This window comes from Archangium sp. (assembly GCF_036389735.1).
Taxonomy (GTDB): Bacteria; Myxococcota; Myxococcia; order Myxococcales; family Myxococcaceae; genus Archangium.
The window spans coordinates 1-18,454 of record NZ_DASVWK010000033.1 but is presented as its reverse complement, the minus strand read 5'-3'; the positions used below and the strand labels follow the sequence as shown (position 1 = coordinate 18,454).

General features: G+C 68.1%; 14 protein-coding genes and 2 pseudogenes. 6 read left to right on the top strand and 10 right to left on the bottom strand.

Features of this window, described 5'->3' with window-relative positions:
- Window positions 1–52 precede the first annotated feature (52 nt).
- A complete protein-coding gene (locus VF794_RS01150) occupies window positions 53–1,195 on the top strand; it encodes a hypothetical protein (protein ID WP_331106854.1) in 1,143 nt (380 codons plus the stop codon).
- Between the two features lie 24 nt (window positions 1,196–1,219).
- Here VF794_RS01150 and VF794_RS01145 read toward each other — a convergent pair whose 3' ends face one another.
- Genes VF794_RS01145 through VF794_RS01130 form a run of 4 tightly spaced genes read right to left on the bottom strand, consistent with a single transcriptional unit; the run spans window position 1,220 to window position 5,672 of the window.
- Window positions 1,220–2,185 carry an ABC transporter permease subunit gene (locus VF794_RS01145; RefSeq protein ID WP_331106852.1) on the bottom strand — a complete coding sequence of 322 codons (966 nt, stop codon included), beginning with the start codon at window positions 2,183–2,185 and terminating at the stop codon, window positions 1,220–1,222.
- On the bottom strand, window positions 2,182–3,162 hold the full coding sequence (locus tag VF794_RS01140; protein WP_331106850.1) for an ABC transporter permease: 981 nt from the start codon (window positions 3,160–3,162) through the stop codon (window positions 2,182–2,184). The genes VF794_RS01145 and VF794_RS01140 overlap by 4 nt, the downstream gene beginning before the upstream one ends.
- Window positions 3,159–4,658 (bottom strand): sugar ABC transporter ATP-binding protein, encoded by a 1,500-nt coding sequence (locus VF794_RS01135; protein ID WP_331106848.1) that lies wholly within the window; start codon window positions 4,656–4,658, stop codon window positions 3,159–3,161. The genes VF794_RS01140 and VF794_RS01135 overlap by 4 nt, the downstream gene beginning before the upstream one ends.
- 21 nt (window positions 4,659–4,679) lie before the next feature.
- Window positions 4,680–5,672: an ABC transporter substrate-binding protein gene (locus VF794_RS01130; protein WP_331106846.1), complete on the bottom strand. Its 993-nt coding sequence runs from the start codon at window positions 5,670–5,672 to the stop codon at window positions 4,680–4,682.
- A 243-nt stretch (window positions 5,673–5,915) separates the two neighbouring features.
- On the opposite strand from VF794_RS01130, the gene VF794_RS01125 reads away from it, so the two are divergent.
- On the top strand, window positions 5,916–8,606 hold the full coding sequence (locus VF794_RS01125) for a TonB-dependent receptor (RefSeq protein ID WP_331106844.1): 2,691 nt from the start codon (window positions 5,916–5,918) through the stop codon (window positions 8,604–8,606).
- Window positions 8,607–8,684: 78 nt separating this feature from the next.
- Here the strand turns inward: VF794_RS01125 and VF794_RS01120 are convergent, their stop codons facing one another.
- From VF794_RS01120 to VF794_RS01100, 6 genes and pseudogenes are all read right to left on the bottom strand, one after another.
- A complete protein-coding gene (locus VF794_RS01120) occupies window positions 8,685–9,722 on the bottom strand; it encodes a glycoside hydrolase family 43 protein (RefSeq protein WP_331106856.1) in 1,038 nt (345 codons plus the stop codon).
- 190 nt (window positions 9,723–9,912) lie between these two features.
- Window positions 9,913–10,695: pseudogene (locus VF794_RS41665) on the bottom strand (peptidoglycan-binding protein); the annotation flags it as partial.
- Window positions 10,696–10,821: 126 nt separating this feature from the next.
- Window positions 10,822–11,736 (bottom strand): annotated as a pseudogene (locus VF794_RS41660) (peptidoglycan-binding protein); the annotation flags it as partial.
- 100 nt (window positions 11,737–11,836) lie between these two features.
- Window positions 11,837–13,120 (bottom strand): sulfate reduction electron transfer complex DsrMKJOP subunit DsrP, encoded by a 1,284-nt coding sequence (gene dsrP / locus VF794_RS01110; protein WP_331106839.1) that lies wholly within the window; start codon window positions 13,118–13,120, stop codon window positions 11,837–11,839.
- Window positions 13,121–13,123: 3 nt separating this feature from the next.
- Complete coding sequence (locus VF794_RS01105; RefSeq protein ID WP_331106837.1) at window positions 13,124–14,029, bottom strand: 4Fe-4S dicluster domain-containing protein; 906 nt, start codon at window positions 14,027–14,029, stop codon at window positions 13,124–13,126.
- Window positions 14,022–14,618, bottom strand: a complete 597-nt coding sequence (locus tag VF794_RS01100) for a hypothetical protein (RefSeq protein WP_331106835.1) — start codon at window positions 14,616–14,618, stop codon at window positions 14,022–14,024. Before VF794_RS01100 ends, VF794_RS01105 begins: the two co-directional genes overlap by 8 nt.
- A 189-nt stretch (window positions 14,619–14,807) precedes the next feature.
- Here VF794_RS01100 and VF794_RS01095 point away from each other — a divergent pair, with 189 nt between their 5' ends.
- From VF794_RS01095 to VF794_RS01080, 4 genes are all read left to right on the top strand, one after another.
- Window positions 14,808–15,056 (top strand): hypothetical protein, encoded by a 249-nt coding sequence (locus VF794_RS01095; protein WP_331106833.1) that lies wholly within the window; start codon window positions 14,808–14,810, stop codon window positions 15,054–15,056.
- 3 nt (window positions 15,057–15,059) lie between these two features.
- Window positions 15,060–17,480 (top strand): molybdopterin-dependent oxidoreductase, encoded by a 2,421-nt coding sequence (locus VF794_RS01090; protein ID WP_331106830.1) that lies wholly within the window; start codon window positions 15,060–15,062, stop codon window positions 17,478–17,480.
- The gene (locus VF794_RS01085) at window positions 17,477–18,241 is read left to right on the top strand and encodes a nitrate reductase cytochrome c-type subunit (RefSeq protein WP_331106828.1); all 765 of its coding nucleotides are present in this window, start codon (window positions 17,477–17,479) and stop codon (window positions 18,239–18,241) included. Before VF794_RS01090 ends, VF794_RS01085 begins: the two co-directional genes overlap by 4 nt.
- Window positions 18,238–18,454 (top strand): hypothetical protein (locus VF794_RS01080; protein ID WP_331106826.1); only part of this gene is annotated, 217 nt, incomplete at its 3' end. The genes VF794_RS01085 and VF794_RS01080, both read left to right, overlap by 4 nt.

The window sequence follows — 18,454 nt, the reverse complement described above, 5'->3', positions numbered from 1 at the left end:
CACTTGAGAAGAGGCGTCCCATGAGAAGAGACGAGGAGAGGAGGGGGGGCCGATGAGCCTGCTGCTCGCGGTGCTGGCGCTCGCGGCCGAACTGGTGGCCTGCCTGGCCGTGCTCGCCTTCGCGGCCGTCACGATCGGGTTTCAGGGCGAGTCCTACCGCCGGGGGCTGGTCCCCCTGCAGGCGGCGCTCACCTGGCTCGCGGTGCTGACCGCACTCGCGCCGCTGCTCGTCACGGTCTGGGTGGTCTGGCGGCGGTTGTTCTCCTCGCAGCCGTGGGCTGACGTGCCGCTCGGGCTGGGGCTGCCGGTGGTGGTGCTGCTCGCGGGCTCGGTGGTGGCGATGCTCGCGTTCCAGGGCGGGGAGCTGGCGCACTCGTGGGCCTCGGAGAAGCGGCGGGCCGAGGAGCGCGGCGCGCTGCGCGCCCAGGTGGAGGCGGGCGAGCGCGGGAAGGCCTGCGAGCTGGTGGTGAAGGACCCACGCTGCACGCCCGCGGACATGCAGCGCTGCCGTGAGGTGCTCGAGTCGCTCGGCTCACCGGACGCGCGCTGGCGCGAGCTGGAGAAGTTCCTCACCGTTGGAGGCCACTTCGAGACCTTCAACCCGAAGGAGCTCGGCTTCACGCCGACCTGGGACTTCAACAAGAGTCTGGTGGTGGTGCGCCACGACCAGGAGTGGTTCCTGCGGACCTTCTACCCGGCGCTGCTCGCACGGCCGGAGACCTTCTCCACTCCCGAGGGGTTGCGGCGGCTCGGCAGCGTCCTGCGGAGCAGTAGCCGGTACCAGGGCTGGACGCATGCGGCCGGCAAGGTGCTGCGCGCCGAGCTGCTGCCCGAGGTGACGCGCCGGCTCGCCGAGGCGCAGCCGCGGTCGCGGGGCTCGGAGGAGCTCCAGAGCGCATTCGAGTCCGCGACGGACCAGCTGACGTGGCTGCGGACGCCGCCCCAGGACGAGGAGCCGCCGGTGCCCACGCTGACGCAGCCGGCGCCGAGGGAGTCCATCGGGCTCGCGCGGCTGGAGTCAGAGGACGGGCGGCTGCACCTGTGGCTGCGGGCCACGCCCACCGCGGGCGAGTTCGGGGACGTGTACCTCGGCTTCGACACCCATCCCTCGTTCGGCAAGGAGGGCCGGGCCATCCTCAGCCACCTCGGCGGGCTCGAGCCTGGAGAGGTGAAGCCGGTGCCTCCACTCGGTTAGCGCGGCGCGGACACGCGGTGGAGACTACGTGCCGTGCAACTCTCCGGGGAGCCGCCGCGTCAGCAGCTTCTGCATCAGCACGAACGCGAGCAACAACAGCCCGATGGCCACGCGGGTCATCCCGGAGCTCATCATCCCCTCGTACGTGGTGATGCAGGTCAGGATGAGGCCGAGCATCAGCACGCCGATCAGCGTGCCGATGACGGAGCCCACGCCACCCGCGAGCAGCGTGCCGCCCACCACGACCGCCGCGATGGCGTCGAGCTCCATGCCGACGCCTTCCTGGTGATTGCCGCTCGAGAGATAGAGGGTGAGCACCGCGCCCGCGAAGGACGCGCAGAAGCCGCTGACCGCGTACACGGCGACCTTGGTGCTCTTGATGGGCAGGCCCATCAGCAGCGCGGCCTCCTCGCTCCCGCCCAGGGCATAGACGTTGCGGCCGAAGCGCGTCTGCGCCGTGACGTACCAGCCGATGACCACCATCGCGAGGAACAGGATCGCGGTCATCGGCAGCGGTCCCAGGCGCGCGCTCGCCAGCGCGGTGTGCCGCGCGTCCACGATGGCCACCGACTCCAGGTGGATGAGGAACGCGAGCCCGCGCACGAAGAACATGCCGGCGAGCGTGACGATGAAGGGCTTGATGCCGGTCATGTGGATGACCAGCCCCATCACCGCGCCCATCGCCGTTCCGCACGCGAGCGACACCGCGATGGCCGCCAGCGGGTGCAGGTGCATGTTCATGATGAGCACGCCAATGATGACGCTCGAGAACGACATCATCGCCCCGACGGAGAGGTCGATTCCCCCCGAGAGAATGACGAACGTCATGCCGACCGCCACGATGCCCAGCACCGCGCTGCCGGAGAGGAAGTTGGTGAACACCGCGCCGGAGAGGAAGCCGTCATACCGGGCGGCCGCCAGGGCGTAGAGCGCCAGGTAGACCCCGGCCGAGGCGAGGACGGTGACATGCTTGCGGAGGTAGTTCTTCATGCGCCTGTCGCGGGACGGAGTCGCTGGAGCAAGTGCTCGAAGGCGGCGGTCTGGATGAAGCAGACGGCCAGCGCCACGATGGCCTTGATGATCAGGGTGTGCTCGGTGAGGACGCCGTTCATCTGGAGCATCGTCGTCAGGGTCTGGATGAAGAGCGCCCCGATGAGCGAGCCGACGAGGTTGGCGCGTCCACCCGTCAGGCTGGTGCCGCCGAGGACGACGGCCAGGATGGCGTCGAGCTCCAGGTAGAGGCCGGCGTTCGCCACGTCGGCCTCCTTGATGTCGGCCGCGGCGATGAGGCCGGCCACCGCGGCGCAGAGCGCGCACGTCATGTAGACGACCATGCGGATGGCATCGACCCGGAGGCCGCAGAGCCGGGCCGCCTTCGGGTTGCCGCCGATTGCCTCCACGTACAGGCCCAGCACCGTCCTGCGCAGCGCCAGCCCCACCAGCAGGGCAACCGCCGCGACGAGGAACATCGGTACCGGCAGGCCCAGCAGGGTCCCGTTGCCGAGGTACTCGAAGGTCGGGTTCTCGAAGCGGACCTTCTGGTCATGGGTGAGGGTCTGCGCCAGCCCGCGCCCGGTGACCAGCATCACCAACGTGACGATGATCGGCTGGACGCCGCCGTAGGTGACGAGCGCCCCGTTGAGGCCACCGGCCAGCAGCCCCACCCACAGCGCGGCGCCGAGCGCGATGGGGACGGGCTGCGCGTGCTCGGTGATGAGCAGCGCCGCCACCGCGCCCGCCAGCGCCATCACCGAGCCGACCGACAGGTCGATGCCGCCCAGTGCGATCACCAGCGTCATGCCCGTGGCCAGCAGCATGACCGGCGCGCCGTTCTGGAACAGGTCGACGAGCGTGCCGAAGAGCCGGCCGTCGCGCAGCTCGAGCTGCGCGAATCCGGGCGTGAACAGGAGATTGAAGGCCAGCAGCACCGCGAGGCCGACCAGGGGCCAGAAATTCCTGGACTTCATGCCGCTCCTTGATGCCCGTCGTCGCCGGGCGCCTTCTCCCCGGCAATCACTTTCATGATCTCGGGCAGCGCCATCCCGGTGTACTCACCCACCATCTTGCGGTCGCGGAAGATGGCCACGCGGTGCGACAGCCGCGCCACCTCTTCCAGCGCGGCCGAGATGAAGAGGACGGAGAGACCCTGGGACGCCAGCTCGTTGATGACGCGCTCGATCTCCGCCTTGGCGCCCACGTCGATGCCGCGCGTGGGCTCGTCGAGGATCAGCAGGCGGGGCCGGTACGCGAGCCACCGGGCCAGGATGACCTTCTGCTGGTTGCCGCCGCTGAGCAGCCGGACGGGCTGCTCGATGGACGGCGTCTTGATGCCGAGCTTCTCCACGTACTCCCTGGCGATCCGCTCCTGCTCCGCGAGGGAGACGAAGATGCCCAGCCGCTGCTGGATGACGAGCGCGATGTTCTCGCGGATGGACAGGTCGGGGACGATGCCCTCGAGCTTCCGGTCCTCGGGGCTCAGGCCCATCCCCAGGGCCATCGCATGGCGCGGGCTGCGCAGGGTGAAGCCGTTGACGGTGCCGGTCTTCGCCGTGTCCGCGCCGAAAATCAGTCGGGCCGCTTCGGTGCGTCCCGAGCCGAGCAGGCCGGCGAACCCGACCACCTCGCCCGCGCGCATGTTCAGGTCGAACGGCTCGAGGCCGCGGCGGGACAGTCCCTTGGCGTCGAGCACCGGCGCGCCCTTCTCTCCGGGCGGGGTGCCCGGCCTGGGCTCCTCGGGCGTGTGCCCGAGCATGTGTGCCACCAGGTCGAGCCGCGACAGCTCGGTGGCCTCGTAGGTGCCCACCAGCGCGCCGTTGCGCAGGATGGTGACGCGATCGCTGACCCGGTACACCTGCTCCAGGAAGTGCGTCACGAAGATGATGCCCAGCCCCCGCGCCTTCAGCCGGTTGATGATGCCGAAGAGGACCTCGCACTCGTGGGCATCGAGGCTCGAGGTGGGCTCGTCCATGATGATGAGCCGCGCGTCGGTGTCGACGGCGCGGGCGATGGACACGAGCTGCTGGATCGCGGTGGACATGGTCCCGAGCGGCTTGTCCACGTCGATCTCGAGATCGAACGCGGCGAGCACCTCGCGGGCCTTGCGGCGCATGGTGCGCCAATCGATGCCGTACCAACGCCGGGGGGCACGGCCCAGGAAGAGGTTCTCCGCGACCGTGAGGGTCGGGATGAGGTTGACCTCCTGGTAGATGGTGCTGATGCCCCGGCGCTGGGCCTGGGCGGGGGAGGAGGGCGTGAAGTCACGCCCCTCGAAGGTGATGCTCCCCCCGTCGCGCGGGTAGACGCCGGTCAGGACCTTGATCAGCGTCGACTTGCCGGCGCCGTTCTGTCCCATGAGCGCGTGGACCTCACCGGGGCGCACGTCGAAGTCCACGCCCGCGAGGGAGTGGACTCCAGGAAAGCGCTTGTGGATACCTCGTGCGACGAGGAGCGGCTCGGTGCTCATGAGACGGAGATGCCTTCTTGGCTAGTACTCGCGGGACCCGATGACCTGCGCGGCGGTCGTCTGGTCGAAGAGCTGGTCCTTGTTCTGCGTGTACTTCGGGACCGTCTCGCCGGCGCGGATCTTGGCGATGGTGTCGTAAAGGATGGGGCCCATCAGCGGGTTGCACTCGACGGTGGCGTTCAGCTTGCCCGCGACCATCGCCTCGAAGGCGCTCTTCACCGCGTCGATGGAGACGATGATGACGTCCTTGCCCGGGTTCATGCCGGCCTCCTCGAGCGCCTGGATCGCGCCGAGCGCCATGTCGTCATTGTGGGCGTAGACCGCGTTGATGTTCTTGCGGTCGGACTTGATGAAGGCCTCCATGACCTCCTTGCCCTTGGCGCGGGTGAAGTCGGCGGTCTGGCTCTTGACGATGGCCATGTTGGGATACTTCTTCAGTGCCTCCTCGAAGCCTTTCTTGCGGTCGATGGCCGGCGCCGAGCCGGTGGTGCCCTGCAGCTCCACGATGTTGCCCTTCTCGCCGAGCTTCTTCGCGAGCCAGTCGGCGGCCATGCGGCCCTCCTCGACGAAGTCGCTGGCGATGAGGGTGGTGTAGAGGCTGTCGTCGGTCACCTTGATGCCGCGGTCCACGAGGATGACCGGGATGTTGGCGGCCTTCGCCTCCTGAAGCACGGGCTCCCAGCCGGTCTCGACCATCGGAGCCACCACGATGACGTCCACCTTCTGCGCGATGAAGGAACGGATGGCCATGATCTGGTTGGCCTGCTTGCTCTGGGCGTCGGCGAACTTCAGGTCGATGCCACGCTTCTCCGCCTCGCCACGGATGGACTTGGTCTCCGCGGTGCGCCACGCGCTCTCGGCGCCGACCTGGGAGAAGCCGACGACGAGCTTCTTCTCCACCGCGGCGGCCGCGGGAGCGGACGGGGCCGCGTTGGGGGCCGAAGCCTCGGGCGCCGACTCCTTCTTACAACCGACGACGAAGACGAGCAGCACGGCTACGAGCAGCTGTTTCATGATGTTCTCCAAGGCTCTTCCACGGGCGCGCACACTACGAGCGTCTCGAAATCACGGTCAACGCTTTGACTGTGAAGGTTGACGCGGTGTGTCTCGACTTTACGCGGCTCCACGCGGTCCCCATGGAGCGCCGCGAATCGGGAATAACTCGTCTTGACACCCTCCACCCGCATGGGTGAGATGCCGGCGCCTACAATTCCCCCCATCAGCCACCAGACCTACGCCTATGAAAGAGGGCCTTGGATGCGTTTGAAGACACTCGTTCTCTGTTCGATGTCCATCGCGATGCTGACAGCCTCCGCCGAGGCTCTCGCGCAGACCGCGGAAACCAGGCCCGACGCGGGACAGCCGCCGGCGGATGCCGGCGTGGTCGCTGAGTATAATCCCGACGAGTTTGTCGAGGAGATCGCCGTCGTCGGCCTGCAACGCAGCATGCAGAAGGCGCAGACCGTCAAGCGCGACTCCGACCAGATCGTCGATACGGTCGTGGCGGAAGACATCGGCAAGTTGCCGGACGTCACGGTCTCCGAGACGGCGGCCCGCATTCCGGGCGTCCAGGTGGTCCGTGAGCGTGGCGAAGCGGGCGGCCAGGTGTTGGTGCGCGGTCTGCCCGATGTCACCACGACCTATAATGGTCGGGAGATTTTCACCGCCGAAACGCGCAACGTCGCGCTCGGCGATTTCCCCGCGGGCGGCATCGCGGCGCTCGAGGTCTACAAGTCCACGACCGCCGATCAGATCGAAGGCGGCCTCGCCGGGCTCATCGACGTCCGCTCTCGCCGACCGTTCGACTTCGAGGGCTTCGAGCTCTCGGGCGCCACGCGGGGCACCTACGCCAACCAGTCCGGCAAGTTCGACCCGAACGGCAACGTCCTGGTCTCCAACCGCTGGCGGACCGGCCTGGGCGAAGTCGGCGCGCTGATCAACCTCTCCTACACCCGCCTCAACTATCTGGACTCCGCGCGCTGGAACTCCGGGGTCATCGGCAACTTGCGGTCGGAGGCGGGCGAGCAGTTTCGTGCCCCCGAGGTTGTCGGCATCTTTTATGGGGGAGGCAAGAGGGAGCGGCCATCGGTGAACGGGTCGGCGCAGTGGCGGCCGGCCCCCGGACTTGAATTCTATGTCGACGGGCTCTGGCAGGGGTACCGCGACCACGTCTCGGACCGCCTGCTGGAAATGCGGTTGGGGGGCGGCCTTACCAATGTGACGCTGCGGCCAGGCACCATGGATCAGGCGCAGAGCCTCACGGCCGCTGAAGCCCGGCCGTTCATGTTCCAGGGCGCGACCTTCCGCAAGACCAATACCTCGCAGCTCGCCGTCGGCGGCTCCTACGAGACGGGGCCTTTGCGGATCACGGCCGATGTCGCGCGGACGAACAGCAAGTTCGACATGTCGATCTACAGCTTCGACCAGGGGCTGACCTCCAATCCCACCATGGACGTCAACTTCGACGTGCCGAGGGGACCCGGCGGCATGGAGTTCAGCCTCCCGAACTTCGACATGACGGATCCCGCCAACTTCCGCTTCATTGGCTTCTTCGACAGGTCCTATGTCGCGGCGGGCGACGACTGGCAGGCCCGAACGGACTTCGACGTGAACACCGGCGTCTCCTTCATCCCCAAACTGGAGGCCGGGCTCCGGTATACGACGCGCGACGCCTATCAGCAGAATGGTGAGCGCTACGGCACGCTCATGGGTGGGACGCCGCTCTCCGAGATGCCGGTCGATCTTCATGTGTTCCGCGGCGGCTTCCGAGGCAGCGACATCCAGCAGACACGGACCTGGGTCGTGCCGACGTACGAGAGCCTCCGGAGCAATGGGGAGCAGCTGCGCGCCATGCAGAACTTCACCCCGGGTGGGCCCAAGCTGTTGAATCTCTTCGAGGCGAACGAGCGGAACTTCGCCGGGTATGGGCAGGCGCGCTACGAGTTCAAGGTGGGCGAGCTGCGGGTTGACGGCGTCGTTGGCCTCCGGGCGGTGCGCACCAACACCACCGTCACCATCTTCCCCACCGAGACCACCACCCAGACGGACAGCGGGAGCTATACCGACCTGCTTCCCAATGCCAGCGCGAGGCTTCGGCTCATTCGCGACCTCCAGCTGAGGCTCTCCGCCAGCCAGACCCGTACGAGGCCGGGCTTCGAGCAGATGCGCCCGATCGTCCTCGGCTCGCCGCCGCCCTGTCTGTCGGAGCCCAGCCCGCCTCCGAGCTGCCAGGTCACCGGCTCGGGCGGCAACCCCGATCTCGAGCCCGTCCGGTCGACCAACTTCGACGCCACGCTCGAGTACTACTTCTTGCAGACCGGTATGGCGTCACTCGCCGTGTTCCGCCGCGACATCGACGGCTTCGTCACGAACCTCGACGTGACCCGGGACCACCCGACGTATGGGCCGGGTCGGACCCGCGTGAACATTCCGGTGAACGGCGGCGAGGGCAGGATCCAGGGCTTCGAAGCCTCGGCCGGGACCTTCCTCGACTTCCTCCCGGGCTGGCTCGGCGGCTTCGGTGCCTATGCCAACGTCACCTATCTGGACGACCAGCAGGCCTTCCCCACGGGCTTCGAGCTCGAGCTGGGCGAGACCGGCCGGATCCCCGGCGTTTCCAAGTGGTCCTACAACCTCGTCGCGATGTACGAGCGCGAGAAGCTCTCCGCCCGTCTGGCCTATAACCAGCGCTCTCGCTGGATCTCCGCCTACGTCCAGAATCCGGCGGGGGAGGGGTTCACGGGTGAGTTCGTGGACGGCGTTTCGCGTCTCGACTTCTCGGGGAGCTACTCGCCCTGGGAGAAGGTCACCTTCACCTTCGACGCGTCGAACATCCTCGGTAATCCCTTCAGGAACTTCAGGCAGTTCACGCCCGAGGGCAGCACCTACCCCCGCGACGTGCGCTACGAGGAGAGCGTCTACTCGCTGGGCGTCCGCGTCCGCATCTAGGTCCAGAAGGATGGCGACCGGCGAGGCTGGGGGTGCTCCAGCCTCGCCGCGGTCGCTCGCTCTTCTTCGCCCGTCGCCTCAACGAGGCTCGAGAGGGGCGATTTGGGGCACGCCGTTTTGCCAGGAGAGTTGAACCAGGTGCATGAAACGGCCCCGTTTCGCTGGCCTGCACTCGGCTGTCGCTGCCCATGAATGGAAGGCGAGGAGCTCCCTGCCCTCGGAGCGGAACACGGTCTGATGGCCGGGGCCGCTGAGGCAGGGTTGAGACGTGCTGGCGAGGAACGGGTTGTTCGGAGCATCGACGCAGGGTCCCAGTGGCCCCTCGCAGGTGGCGTAACCGAGCGCGTAGCTCGAGACCCGCTGGGTGTCGTGCCATGCATAGTCATTGGCGGAGAAGAACAGGACGTAGGAGCCCTCCCGCGCGACCATGGTCGGAGCCTCGACCACGCGTCCCTCCCAGGGCTTGTCATTGCGGCTCAAGGAGACGGGGTTGCCGACCAGGCTGAGCCCGTCGGGGGACAGACGCTGGGCAAAGAGCTCCGTCGGCTTGTTGAAGCCCGGGTTGTTCCCATCATTCTTGAAGTAAAGGTAGAGCTGCTCGTCCGGAGCACGGAACGGGCTCGCGTCGATCGTACCGCCGAGTTCGTACTGACACACGAGGGGTTCGGAGGCTTGCGAGGTGAAGGGACCGCGCGGGTCGTGGCTGCTCGCGGCTCCGATGCATTGGAGGCCGCTGGCGGCGTGGCGCGCGGTGAAATAGAGCACGAAGCCGCCCGGTGTTCGCAGCACTTCGGGCGCCCAGGTGAAGCCAGCCTTCGCCCAGGAAGGGAGGACGGGCATCGCATCGTGCAGCCGGCTCGGCGTCCGTTCATCCCAAAGGATCTGCCAGCTCGCGAGATTGGTGGACGACGCCATCTGCACGTTGGCCCCTCCCGTATTCGTTGCATAGGCGAGATATCGCCCCTCATGCTCGAGGATGAACGGGTCCGGGAAGTCGGCACGGAACACGGGCGGGTAGGACACGCTGGCGCGCGGGGGCTGGTCCTCAGAAGCCGCACAGCCGCCGACAAGAGCCTGTGCGGCGGCAAGAAAACCGAGGAACGACGCTCTACTCATGCCTGACAAGGGAGTTCTCCTCACGAACTCGCCCGAGCCGGTGTTGGGGCCATGCGCATGGCTGGGCGGAAGCTGGTGGTACGAACTCTATCAGCACACGAATCAGGTCATTGCCGGGGGGCCCCTGGGCGCGCCGCTTCAAATGCAACCCGTCGCTTGCACGACGGGCGAGGAAGCGGTTCGCGAAGGACTACCGCGACAGGACGTTCAGCGCGCGGGCGTAGTAACGATCACGATCCGCCTTGCCGTTGTAGCCACCATTGATACGCTTGGTGATGGCGTCGAAGTCACCGGCGTCCGCGTAGCTGTTGAGGTTGCGGCTGTTCCAGTACCAGGCCGTGGTGCGGAAGCCCACCTCGGGAGTGGCCACCTGCGCCGGGTTGCCCACGAGGTCCAGGCCCAGGGCCTTGCCGGCATTCGTATAGTTGCTGCGGCCCGTCAGCTGGATGGGGCCGCGGCCCTTGAAGCGCCTGCCATCGCCCGGCTGGGTGTTGCCCAGGTCCTTGCGCCCCTCGTACCTGCTGCCGTCGGCGATCTCCTCGAAGTAGCGGAACTCGCCGCTCTCGTGCGCCAGCTGCGCGAGGAAGGCCGCCTGGCGGCGCGGGGTGTTGATGCCCGCCTCGGCCATGGCCTTGTTGAGGTGCGGCATCAACTCGTTGGCCCTCGAGGCCGACAGGTTCGGCATGATGGCGCGCAGCTGCTGCACCGACACGCCCTCGCCCGTGGGCGTCCCCGGCTCCACCGGGCGCGAGGCGGTGATGCCCAGCGCGCTCCACGTCTTGGGGCCGACGATGCCGTCCGCCTCCAGCCCCTTGGCCTTCTGGAAGGCCTTCACCCCGGCCAGCGTCTTGGGCCCGAAGTCGCCATCGGCCGTGCCCACGCCGAAGCCCAGCTCGTTGAGGCGCTTCTGCAGGTCCATCACATCCGGGCCGCTCGCGCCCTGGCGCAGCGTGGGCCGGCCCACGCCGCCCGACGGGGGCGGGGTGCCGGGGACGGAGGCGCCGCCGCCGGTGCCCTTCACCGTGCCGTAGCCCACGATGCTCTGGTCATTGACCGGGTACTGGCGCCGGGCGACCTTGTTGCTCGAGTTGCCCTCGATGGTCTGCACCCACGTCTTCCCGTCGCGCTGGAACACACTCTCCACGATGCCGGTGTGCTCGGACGGGTCGTTGTCGTTGCGGTTCCAGTCGAAGATGATGATGTCGCCCGCGGCCGGGTTGTTGGCGTGGAACTGGCCCGTCTTCTTCAGGTGGCCGAGCAGCATGTCCACCGAGGCGAAGTTGATGTCCTTGTTGCCGTTCTGACGGCAGATGTAGCTCACGAAGTCCGCGCACCAGGGCTCGGGCGGGCGGTTCCAGAAGGCCGAGTAGGGCTGGCGGTTGCTGCCGGGCGGGTTCTCCGCCACGCCCTTGTTCAGCTCCGCCTGGGCGAGGGCCACCACGCCGCTGGCGAAGTTGCCGTTGCCGGGGGTGACAGGGCCCACGGGGCCCGTCGGGCCGGTGGGGCCCGTCGGCGGCGGGCGCGGGGTGGAGGGCGTCGAGTTGAGGGCGCCCCACGTCTTGGGACCCACGATTCCGTCAGCCACCAGCCCCTTGGCGCGCTGGAAGGACTTCACCGCGGACTCGGTCCGGGGGCCAAAGACACCGTCGGCCGCGCCGGGGCTGAAGCCGTGGGCGGCGAGCTTCTTCTGGAGGTCCACCACCGACGCGCCGCGCGCGCCCTCCTTGAGGACCGTGCCGCCGGGGGCACTGGGGGGCGCCGCGTTGAGGGCCGCCCACGTCTTGGGGCCCACGATGCCGTCGGCCACGAGGCCCCGGGCGCGCTGGAAGGCGACGACGGCGGCCTTCGTCTTGGGTCCGAAGGCCCCATCGGCCGCGCCCGGGCTGAAGCCGGCCGCCGCGAGCTTGCGCTGGAGGTCCGCCACCTGGGGCCCATTCGCGCCCTCCTTCAGGACGGAGAGGGCGCTGATGCTGGGGGCGGATACCGGGCGACGAACGGGATTCAGGGCGGGCATGGGATATTTCTATTTCTTGAAAAGTAAGACCTGTGCCCACAGTTATCGGTGGGCCCGCGCGGAAGTTGCGTGGGACCCCCCAAAAACGATGGCCCCCTTCCTACGCGGCCTGCTTGGACTCCGGGGCCGCGTCTCCGTGTCCGGCCTGCCCGTGCTCGGCGTGCGAGGCCACGAGCTGGCCGCTGAGCACCGGCAGGGCCACCTTCACCGCCACCGTCAGCACCATCAGCCCGAAGGCCCAGATGCCCGCCGTCACCTTCCACTCGGTGAGGGTGGGCACGTACTCCACCACCTCGTGCAGGGTGCTCGGGACGAAGCCGGGGATGATGAGGCCCATTCCCTTTTCAATCCACACGCCCGCGAAGGCCAGCGCGCACGCCAGGTTCAGCAGGCCCACGTGACGCCGTGTGGCCGGCAGGTGCACCACCACCGCCGAGGCGAGGTTGAGCGCCACCCCCGTCCAGATCCACGGCACCAGCGCGTGCTTCCCGTGCGAGCCGAAGAACAGGTAGCGCACCGCCGTGGCATGTGAGCCGCCGGTGTAGAAGGCGGTGAACAGCTCCGAGCCCAGCATGAACAGGTTGAGCAGCACCGTCACCCGCATCACCGAGGTCAGCGTGCGCAGTGGGCCCTCGCCGATGGGCAGCCCCGTGAAGCGGCGGATGACCTGCAGCAGCATGATGACGAACGCCGGGCCCGTGATGAACGCCGAGGCGATGAACCGGGGCGCCAGCAGCGCCGAGTTCCAGAACGGCCTCCCGCCCAGCCCGCTGTAGAGGAACGCCGTCACGCTGTGGATGCTGATGGCCCAGAAGATGGAGAGGAAGACGAAGGGCAGGTACCACTGCTTGCGCGGCTTGCGGCCCAGGAACTTCATGTAGAGCAGGTAGCCGCAGATGTGCAGGTTGATGAACAGGTAGCCGTTGAGCACCACCACGTCCCAGGAGAGCATCGACACCGGCCAGTTGAACCGGCCAATCCCAGGCATGATGTGCCAGAAGCGGTCCGGGCGGCCCATGTCCACCACGATGAACAACAGGCACATGAAGATGGCCGCGATCGCGAGCAATTCGCCAATCAGGGTCACATCGTGCATCTCATGGTCATGGTACAGGTACGCGGGGATGACCATCATCACCGCGCCCGCCGCCAGTCCCACCCCGAAGGTGAAGTTGGCGATGTACAGGCCCCAGGAGACGTGGTCGCTCATCGCCGTGAGGGCCATGCCCTCGACCATCTGGTGTGCCCAGGCATTGGCGCCCACCAGGGCAATCGCGGTGAGCACCGTCATCCACGTGTAGAAGCGCCAGCTCCCGTCCGTGCTCATCCACAGGAGCCGTCCCAGGAACCGCGGGTAGTCGAGCAGGTGACGGGAAGCAGCCATGGCTCACTTGTCGAAGAAGTAGAAGAAGCGGGGCCGCGTCCCGAGCTCTTCCTTGAGCACGAAGACGCGCTTGTTCTCGAGCACCCAGCGGATGGGGCTCTTCGGATCCAACAGGTTGCCGAACACCCGTGCCCCCGTGGGGCACGCCTCCAGGCACGCCGGCAGTCGGCCCGCACGCGTGCGGTGCAGGCAGAAGGTGCATTTCTCCACCACGCCCTGCGGGCGCACGCGGTTGGACAGGTAGCCCTGGTCCGGGTTGAGCTCCTCGGCCGGTATCTCCGGCTTCGCCCAGTTGAAGCGCCGCGCGTGGTAGGGGCAGGCCGCCTCGCAGTACCGGCAGCCGATGCACCAGTTGTAGTCCACCACCACGATGCCGTCCGGTTCCTTCCACGTGGCCTGCACCGGGCACACCTTCACGCACGGCGCGTTGTCACACTGGTGGCACTGCACCGGCAGGTAGTACCTGCCCTCGGCCGGCACCGGATGGTCGTAGTTCGCGTTGCCGTGCTCCAGGTCCAGGCTGCCCTGCTGCATCTCCAGCACCCGGATGTACGAGTTGCCCGTGCGCCGGTCGTGGTTGTTCTCGTGGTGGCACGCCTCGGCGCATTTGCGGCAGCCGATGCACACGCTCAAGTTGAGCGCATAGCCGAACGACACGCCCTCCTGCGGCGGGAGGTCTTGGATGTCCACGTCTCGGCCGTACTTCTGCTTCGCCTCGGCCTTGAGGTGCACCAGGATTCGCGCCATCTCCTCGCGCGTCAGCTCCTTGTAGTGCTTCTGGAGGAACTGATCGACGCTCAAGTCCTGCGTCCACTCGGTGAGCGGCGCCATCGCGTGCGCGAAGGCCGCGGCCCCCAGCGTGGCCCCGGCGGCCTTCACCACCGTGCGGCGGGAGACGGTGTCACTCATGGCCTGGGGCCTCCTTCGGGTTGCGCGGAGGCATCACCGGATGCCCGCCCGCGTACTTCGGCGTGTGCGGGTCATGGCAGCTCACGCAGTTGTTCCGCGTGCGGTCCCCCCGTGAGAGGTCCCAATGGCCCGTCATCCCTCCGTGCGCCCCCGCCTTGAAGTCGCGGTGCTGCGGGCCATGGCACTGCGCGCACAGCGTCAGCGCCTCCGTCATCGGCAGCGGCTCGCCCGTGGCCAGGTGCAGCGTGCGTGGCTCCCGGGCCTGGTGGCACGAGGTGCAGGCGAGCTCCCCGTGGCGGAACTGGAGTCCTTGGTGGAACTCCGTCAGCTCCTCGGGTCGCGAGGGCATGGGCTTCGTCTCACGCAGCGAGTGACAGCTCTCGCATGACACGCGAAGGGGCCGGCCCAGGGCATCCTTCTGGTCGCTCTCCACGGAGGTGAGCTTCGCCGGCTGGTGGATGGTTTCCCTGCCGGTCGGTGCTCCCGGGGGCGGTTGGAAGCGCGCGGGCTGGTCCTTCCCGCATCCGCCAAGGGCGAGCAGCGCGCTGACGAGCGCCGGGCGCATCAATCTGTAGAGGTGACTCTCCACGGCGGTCAGCGCAAAGCACCCCCCGTGCCAGCGGGCTCCTCCCCCGAGCGCCCGGCTGTCCGCGAAAAGCCTGCATCCTTGAAGCTGCTTCGAGCGCAGGTTTTGCGTCGCGCGAGCGTTGGCCGCGGGCGGGGTGGGGTGGTCCGTCTCTTGCTCCAGGGGGCCGTGCCCCGAATGGACGGAACCCGTATGCCCATCAGCAGCCTGGTGCTCACCCTGGACGCGTCTCCCCAGCTGAGGGCGCGCGCGCTTTCCGAAGTCGCTCGCGATCCGCGCATCACCCTGGGCCCGCCCCTGGAGGAGAGCTGGCTTCCGGTGGTGCTGGAGACGAGGAGCCTGCCCGAGGGCGAGGCACTCGCCGAGTCCCTGAGGGAGTTGCCAGGAGTGAGCTTCGTGGATGTCGTGATGGTGGATTTCTCCGAGCAGGAGGAGTGCTGAGCCATGGAACGCCGGGACTTCCTCAAGGGGACGGCCATGGCGGCCGCGACGATGGCGGCCAGCCGCCTCGCCTATGGTCAGGACAAGGCCGCGATGGAGCCATCGGTTGCCTCTCGTCACGGCAACGGTGTGCAGTGGAACAAGGCCCCCTGCCGCTTCTGTGGAACCGGCTGCCACGTCCAGGTGGGCGTGCGGGGCGGCAAGGTGGTGGCCATCGCTGGAGACCAGAAGGCCGAGGTGAACAAGGGCCTGCTGTGCGTGAAGGGCTACCACGTGGGGCTCGCCCTCTACGGCCAGGACCGACTCACCCAGCCACTCCTGAAGAAGGGCGACACGCACGTGCCCATCTCCTGGGAGGAGGCGATCGACATCGTCGCCCGCCGCGTGCTGAAGGACCCCAAGGGCTTCGGCGTCTATGGCAGCGGCCAATGGACCATCCCCGAGGGCTATGCCGCCTCGAAGTTCGTCAAGGGCGGCCTGGGCTCCAACCAATTGGATGCCAACGCGCGGCTGTGCATGGCCTCGGCGGTGACGGGCTTTCTCGCCACCTACGGCGTGGACGAGCCCGCTGGCTGCTACGACGACCTCGACGCCTGCGACGTGCTCATCATGTGGGGCAACAACCCCGCGGAGATGCACCCGGTCCTCTTCTCACGTGTGATTGACCGGCGCTCGCGCGGGGAGAAGGTGACCCTCATCGACATCGGCACGCGCAAGACGCGCACCAGTGGGTTCTGCGACCACTCGCTGCGCTTCAAGCCGAACACGGACCTGGCGATTGCCTGCGGCATCGCCCACCTGCTGCTGGAGAACGGCACCTACGACAAGGCCTTCATCGAGGCCAATTGCGCCTTCCGCGCTCCCAGCTCGCCCCCCACGCTCGAGGGCAAGGCCATCACCTTCGAGGAGTACCGGGAGTTGCTCGCGCCGTACACCCCGGAGAAGGTGGAGCAGCTTTCGGGTGTCCCGGCGAAGGACCTGCGGATGCTCGCGGACCTGTTCGGCCGGCGTGACGTGCGCATCACCAGCCTGTGGTGCATGGGGATGAACCAGCACACCCGGGGCACGGCCATCAACAACCTGGTCCACGGGCTCCACCTGCTCAGCGGGCACTTCGGCAAGCCGGGTGATGCGCCCACCAGCCTCACCGGCCAGCCCTCCGCGTGCGGCACCGTGCGCGAGGTGGGCACGCTCGCTCATGCGCTCCCCGGTGGCCGCGTGGTGGCCAAGGCCGAGCACCGCGCCCAGATGGAGGAGATCTGGAACGTCCCCCCGGGCCGTCTCCATGACAAGCCCGGTTACCACACGCTGGAGATGTGGAAGCGCTTCTCCACGCCCACCGAGCAGGGCGGTGACATCCACACCATCTGGGTGCAGGTGACGAACCCCGCGCAGACCCTGCCCAACACGCACAAGCTCGTGGACCCCAGCCGCGAGCTCGCGGACAAGTTCCTCATCGTCTCGGATGTCTACCCCTCGGCCACCGCGCGCATCGCCGATCTCATCCTCCCCTCGGCCATGTGGGTGGAGAAGAACGGCATGACGGGCAACTCCGAGCGCCGCACCCAGCAGTGGTTCAAGATGGTGCAGCCGCCCGGGCAGGCCCGCGATGACGCCTGGCAGCTCATCGCCGTGGCCAACCGGCTCTTCGAGCTCGGCTTCGCGGGGATGAAGGACCAGGACGGCCGCTTCCTCTTCGAGGTGAAGGGCAAGGATGGCAAGCCCGTCCCCATCTGGGACTTCGCCCACTATTACGACGTCAACGTCGACGAGCGCCTCTTCGAGGAGTACCGGAAGACGACCCGCCTCAAGCACAAGGATCTGGCGCCCTATCCGGAGTACGTGAAGGCGCGCGGTCTGCGCTGGCCCGTGGTGCAACAGCAGGACGGTAGCTGGCGCGAGACGAAGTTCCGTTTCTCCGGCTTCGACGACCCGTACGTGAAGAAGGGCCGCGACATCCAGTTCTACCACTCGACGACGCATGACGACCGGGCGCAGATCTGGTTCAGCCCCTACGAGCCCCCGCCCGAGTCGCCCGACGCCGACTTCCCCTTCTGGTTGTGCACCGGTCGCGTCATCGAGCACTGGCACTCGGGCACGATGACCATGCGCATTCCGCAGCTCCAGCGCGCCATGCCCCAGGCCTACGTGGAGCTGAACCGCGCCGATGCCCGGCGGCTCGGGGTGGCCAACGGGGACTGGGTGACGGTGGAGACGCGGCGCGGGAAGCTCGACCTGCCGGTGTGGATTGGCGGGCGGGGTGAGCCCGTCGAGGGCTCGCTCTTCGTCCCGTTCTTCGACGAGCGGCTGCTCATCAACGGGCTCACCCTCGACGAGCATGATCCGTTCTCCAAGCAGCCCGACTACAAGAAGTGCGCGGCCCGGGTTCGACGGCGTGAGCGGGTCGCGGAGAAACAGGGATGAGCTCCGTGGGCGAACAGGGGAGTGGCCTCCCAGCACGCTGGCTCCACGTGGGCGCCGCCGTGGCGGTGGCATTCGCGGCCACCGGGTACTTCGCGGGCCTCCGCGAGCCGGAGCTGCCCGAGCGCCCCGTCGCGTCCGACCCCCACGCGCAGCGGGCCGAGCGCGCTCCGAGCTATGGGGAGCTGCTCGAGGCACGGCGCGGGGACAACGCGCACATGTACGAGGGTGCCATCGCTGCGCTGGCGGAGGAGGAGTTCCCGGTGAAGCCCCTGCCGGTGGCCACCCCCGCGCAGCGTGCCCAGGCCGTGGCCCAGCGCAAGACGCACCGGGCCTACGATGGGGCTCCGCCCACCATTCCGCATGAGATTGATCAGCGGGAGGTGCCCGGCTGCCTCGCCTGCCACGGGGAGGGCATGAAGCTGGGCAACCGGGTGGCTCCGAGGATCAGCCACGCGCCGTACCAGAGCTGCACGCAGTGCCACGTGGTGGGGGACTCGCCCCGCCCGTTGGCGCAGTACAAGGACATGCCGAGGAACAGCTTCGTCGGGCTGGCCTCGGCTGGGAATGGCGCGCGGGCCTGGGCGGGAGCACCGCCGACGATGCCGCACCCGACGCTCATGCGGAACGAGTGCGCGAGCTGCCACGGGCCCAAGGGGCCGCCCGGGCTGCGCACCTCGCACCCGGACAGGCAGAACTGCCAGCAGTGCCATGGCTCCTCGGCGCAGCTCGACCAGCGCATGGCGATGGAGGCGAAGCCTTGAGCGCGCAGGCAGGAATCAGCCGCCGGGCGCTCCTCGGGTTCCTCCGCAAGCGGGAGGAGCCCGTGCCGGAGCCCGCGAGTGGCTTCTCGCTCGAAGCGTTCTATTCGGCTCGCGCGCGGTCGGGCGAGGTCCCGGGTGTCATCCGCCCCGGGATGACCGTGCGCGTGCGTCCCCAGCTCTGCCTTGCCTGGCAGGGCTCGTTCTGTAGCACCT

Bases quoted from the DNA above. Each gene is read 5' to 3' on its own strand.
- VF794_RS01150 (WP_331106854.1), top strand. From the start codon at position 53: ATGAGCCTGCTGCTCGCGGTGCTGGCGCTCGCGGCCGAACTGGTGGCC.
- VF794_RS01145 (WP_331106852.1), bottom strand. From the start codon at position 2,185: ATGAAGAACTACCTCCGCAAGCATGTCACCGTCCTCGCCTCGGCCGGG.
- VF794_RS01140 (WP_331106850.1), bottom strand. From the start codon at position 3,162: ATGAAGTCCAGGAATTTCTGGCCCCTGGTCGGCCTCGCGGTGCTGCTG.
- VF794_RS01135 (WP_331106848.1), bottom strand. From the start codon at position 4,658: ATGAGCACCGAGCCGCTCCTCGTCGCACGAGGTATCCACAAGCGCTTT.
- VF794_RS01130 (WP_331106846.1), bottom strand. From the start codon at position 5,672: ATGAAACAGCTGCTCGTAGCCGTGCTGCTCGTCTTCGTCGTCGGTTGT.
- VF794_RS01125 (WP_331106844.1), top strand. From the start codon at position 5,916: ATGCGTTTGAAGACACTCGTTCTCTGTTCGATGTCCATCGCGATGCTG.
- VF794_RS01120 (WP_331106856.1), bottom strand. From the start codon at position 9,722: ATGAGTAGAGCGTCGTTCCTCGGTTTTCTTGCCGCCGCACAGGCTCTT.
- dsrP (WP_331106839.1), bottom strand. From the start codon at position 13,120: ATGGCTGCTTCCCGTCACCTGCTCGACTACCCGCGGTTCCTGGGACGG.
- VF794_RS01105 (WP_331106837.1), bottom strand. From the start codon at position 14,029: ATGAGTGACACCGTCTCCCGCCGCACGGTGGTGAAGGCCGCCGGGGCC.
- VF794_RS01095 (WP_331106833.1), top strand. From the start codon at position 14,808: ATGCCCATCAGCAGCCTGGTGCTCACCCTGGACGCGTCTCCCCAGCTG.
- VF794_RS01090 (WP_331106830.1), top strand. From the start codon at position 15,060: ATGGAACGCCGGGACTTCCTCAAGGGGACGGCCATGGCGGCCGCGACG.
- VF794_RS01085 (WP_331106828.1), top strand. From the start codon at position 17,477: ATGAGCTCCGTGGGCGAACAGGGGAGTGGCCTCCCAGCACGCTGGCTC.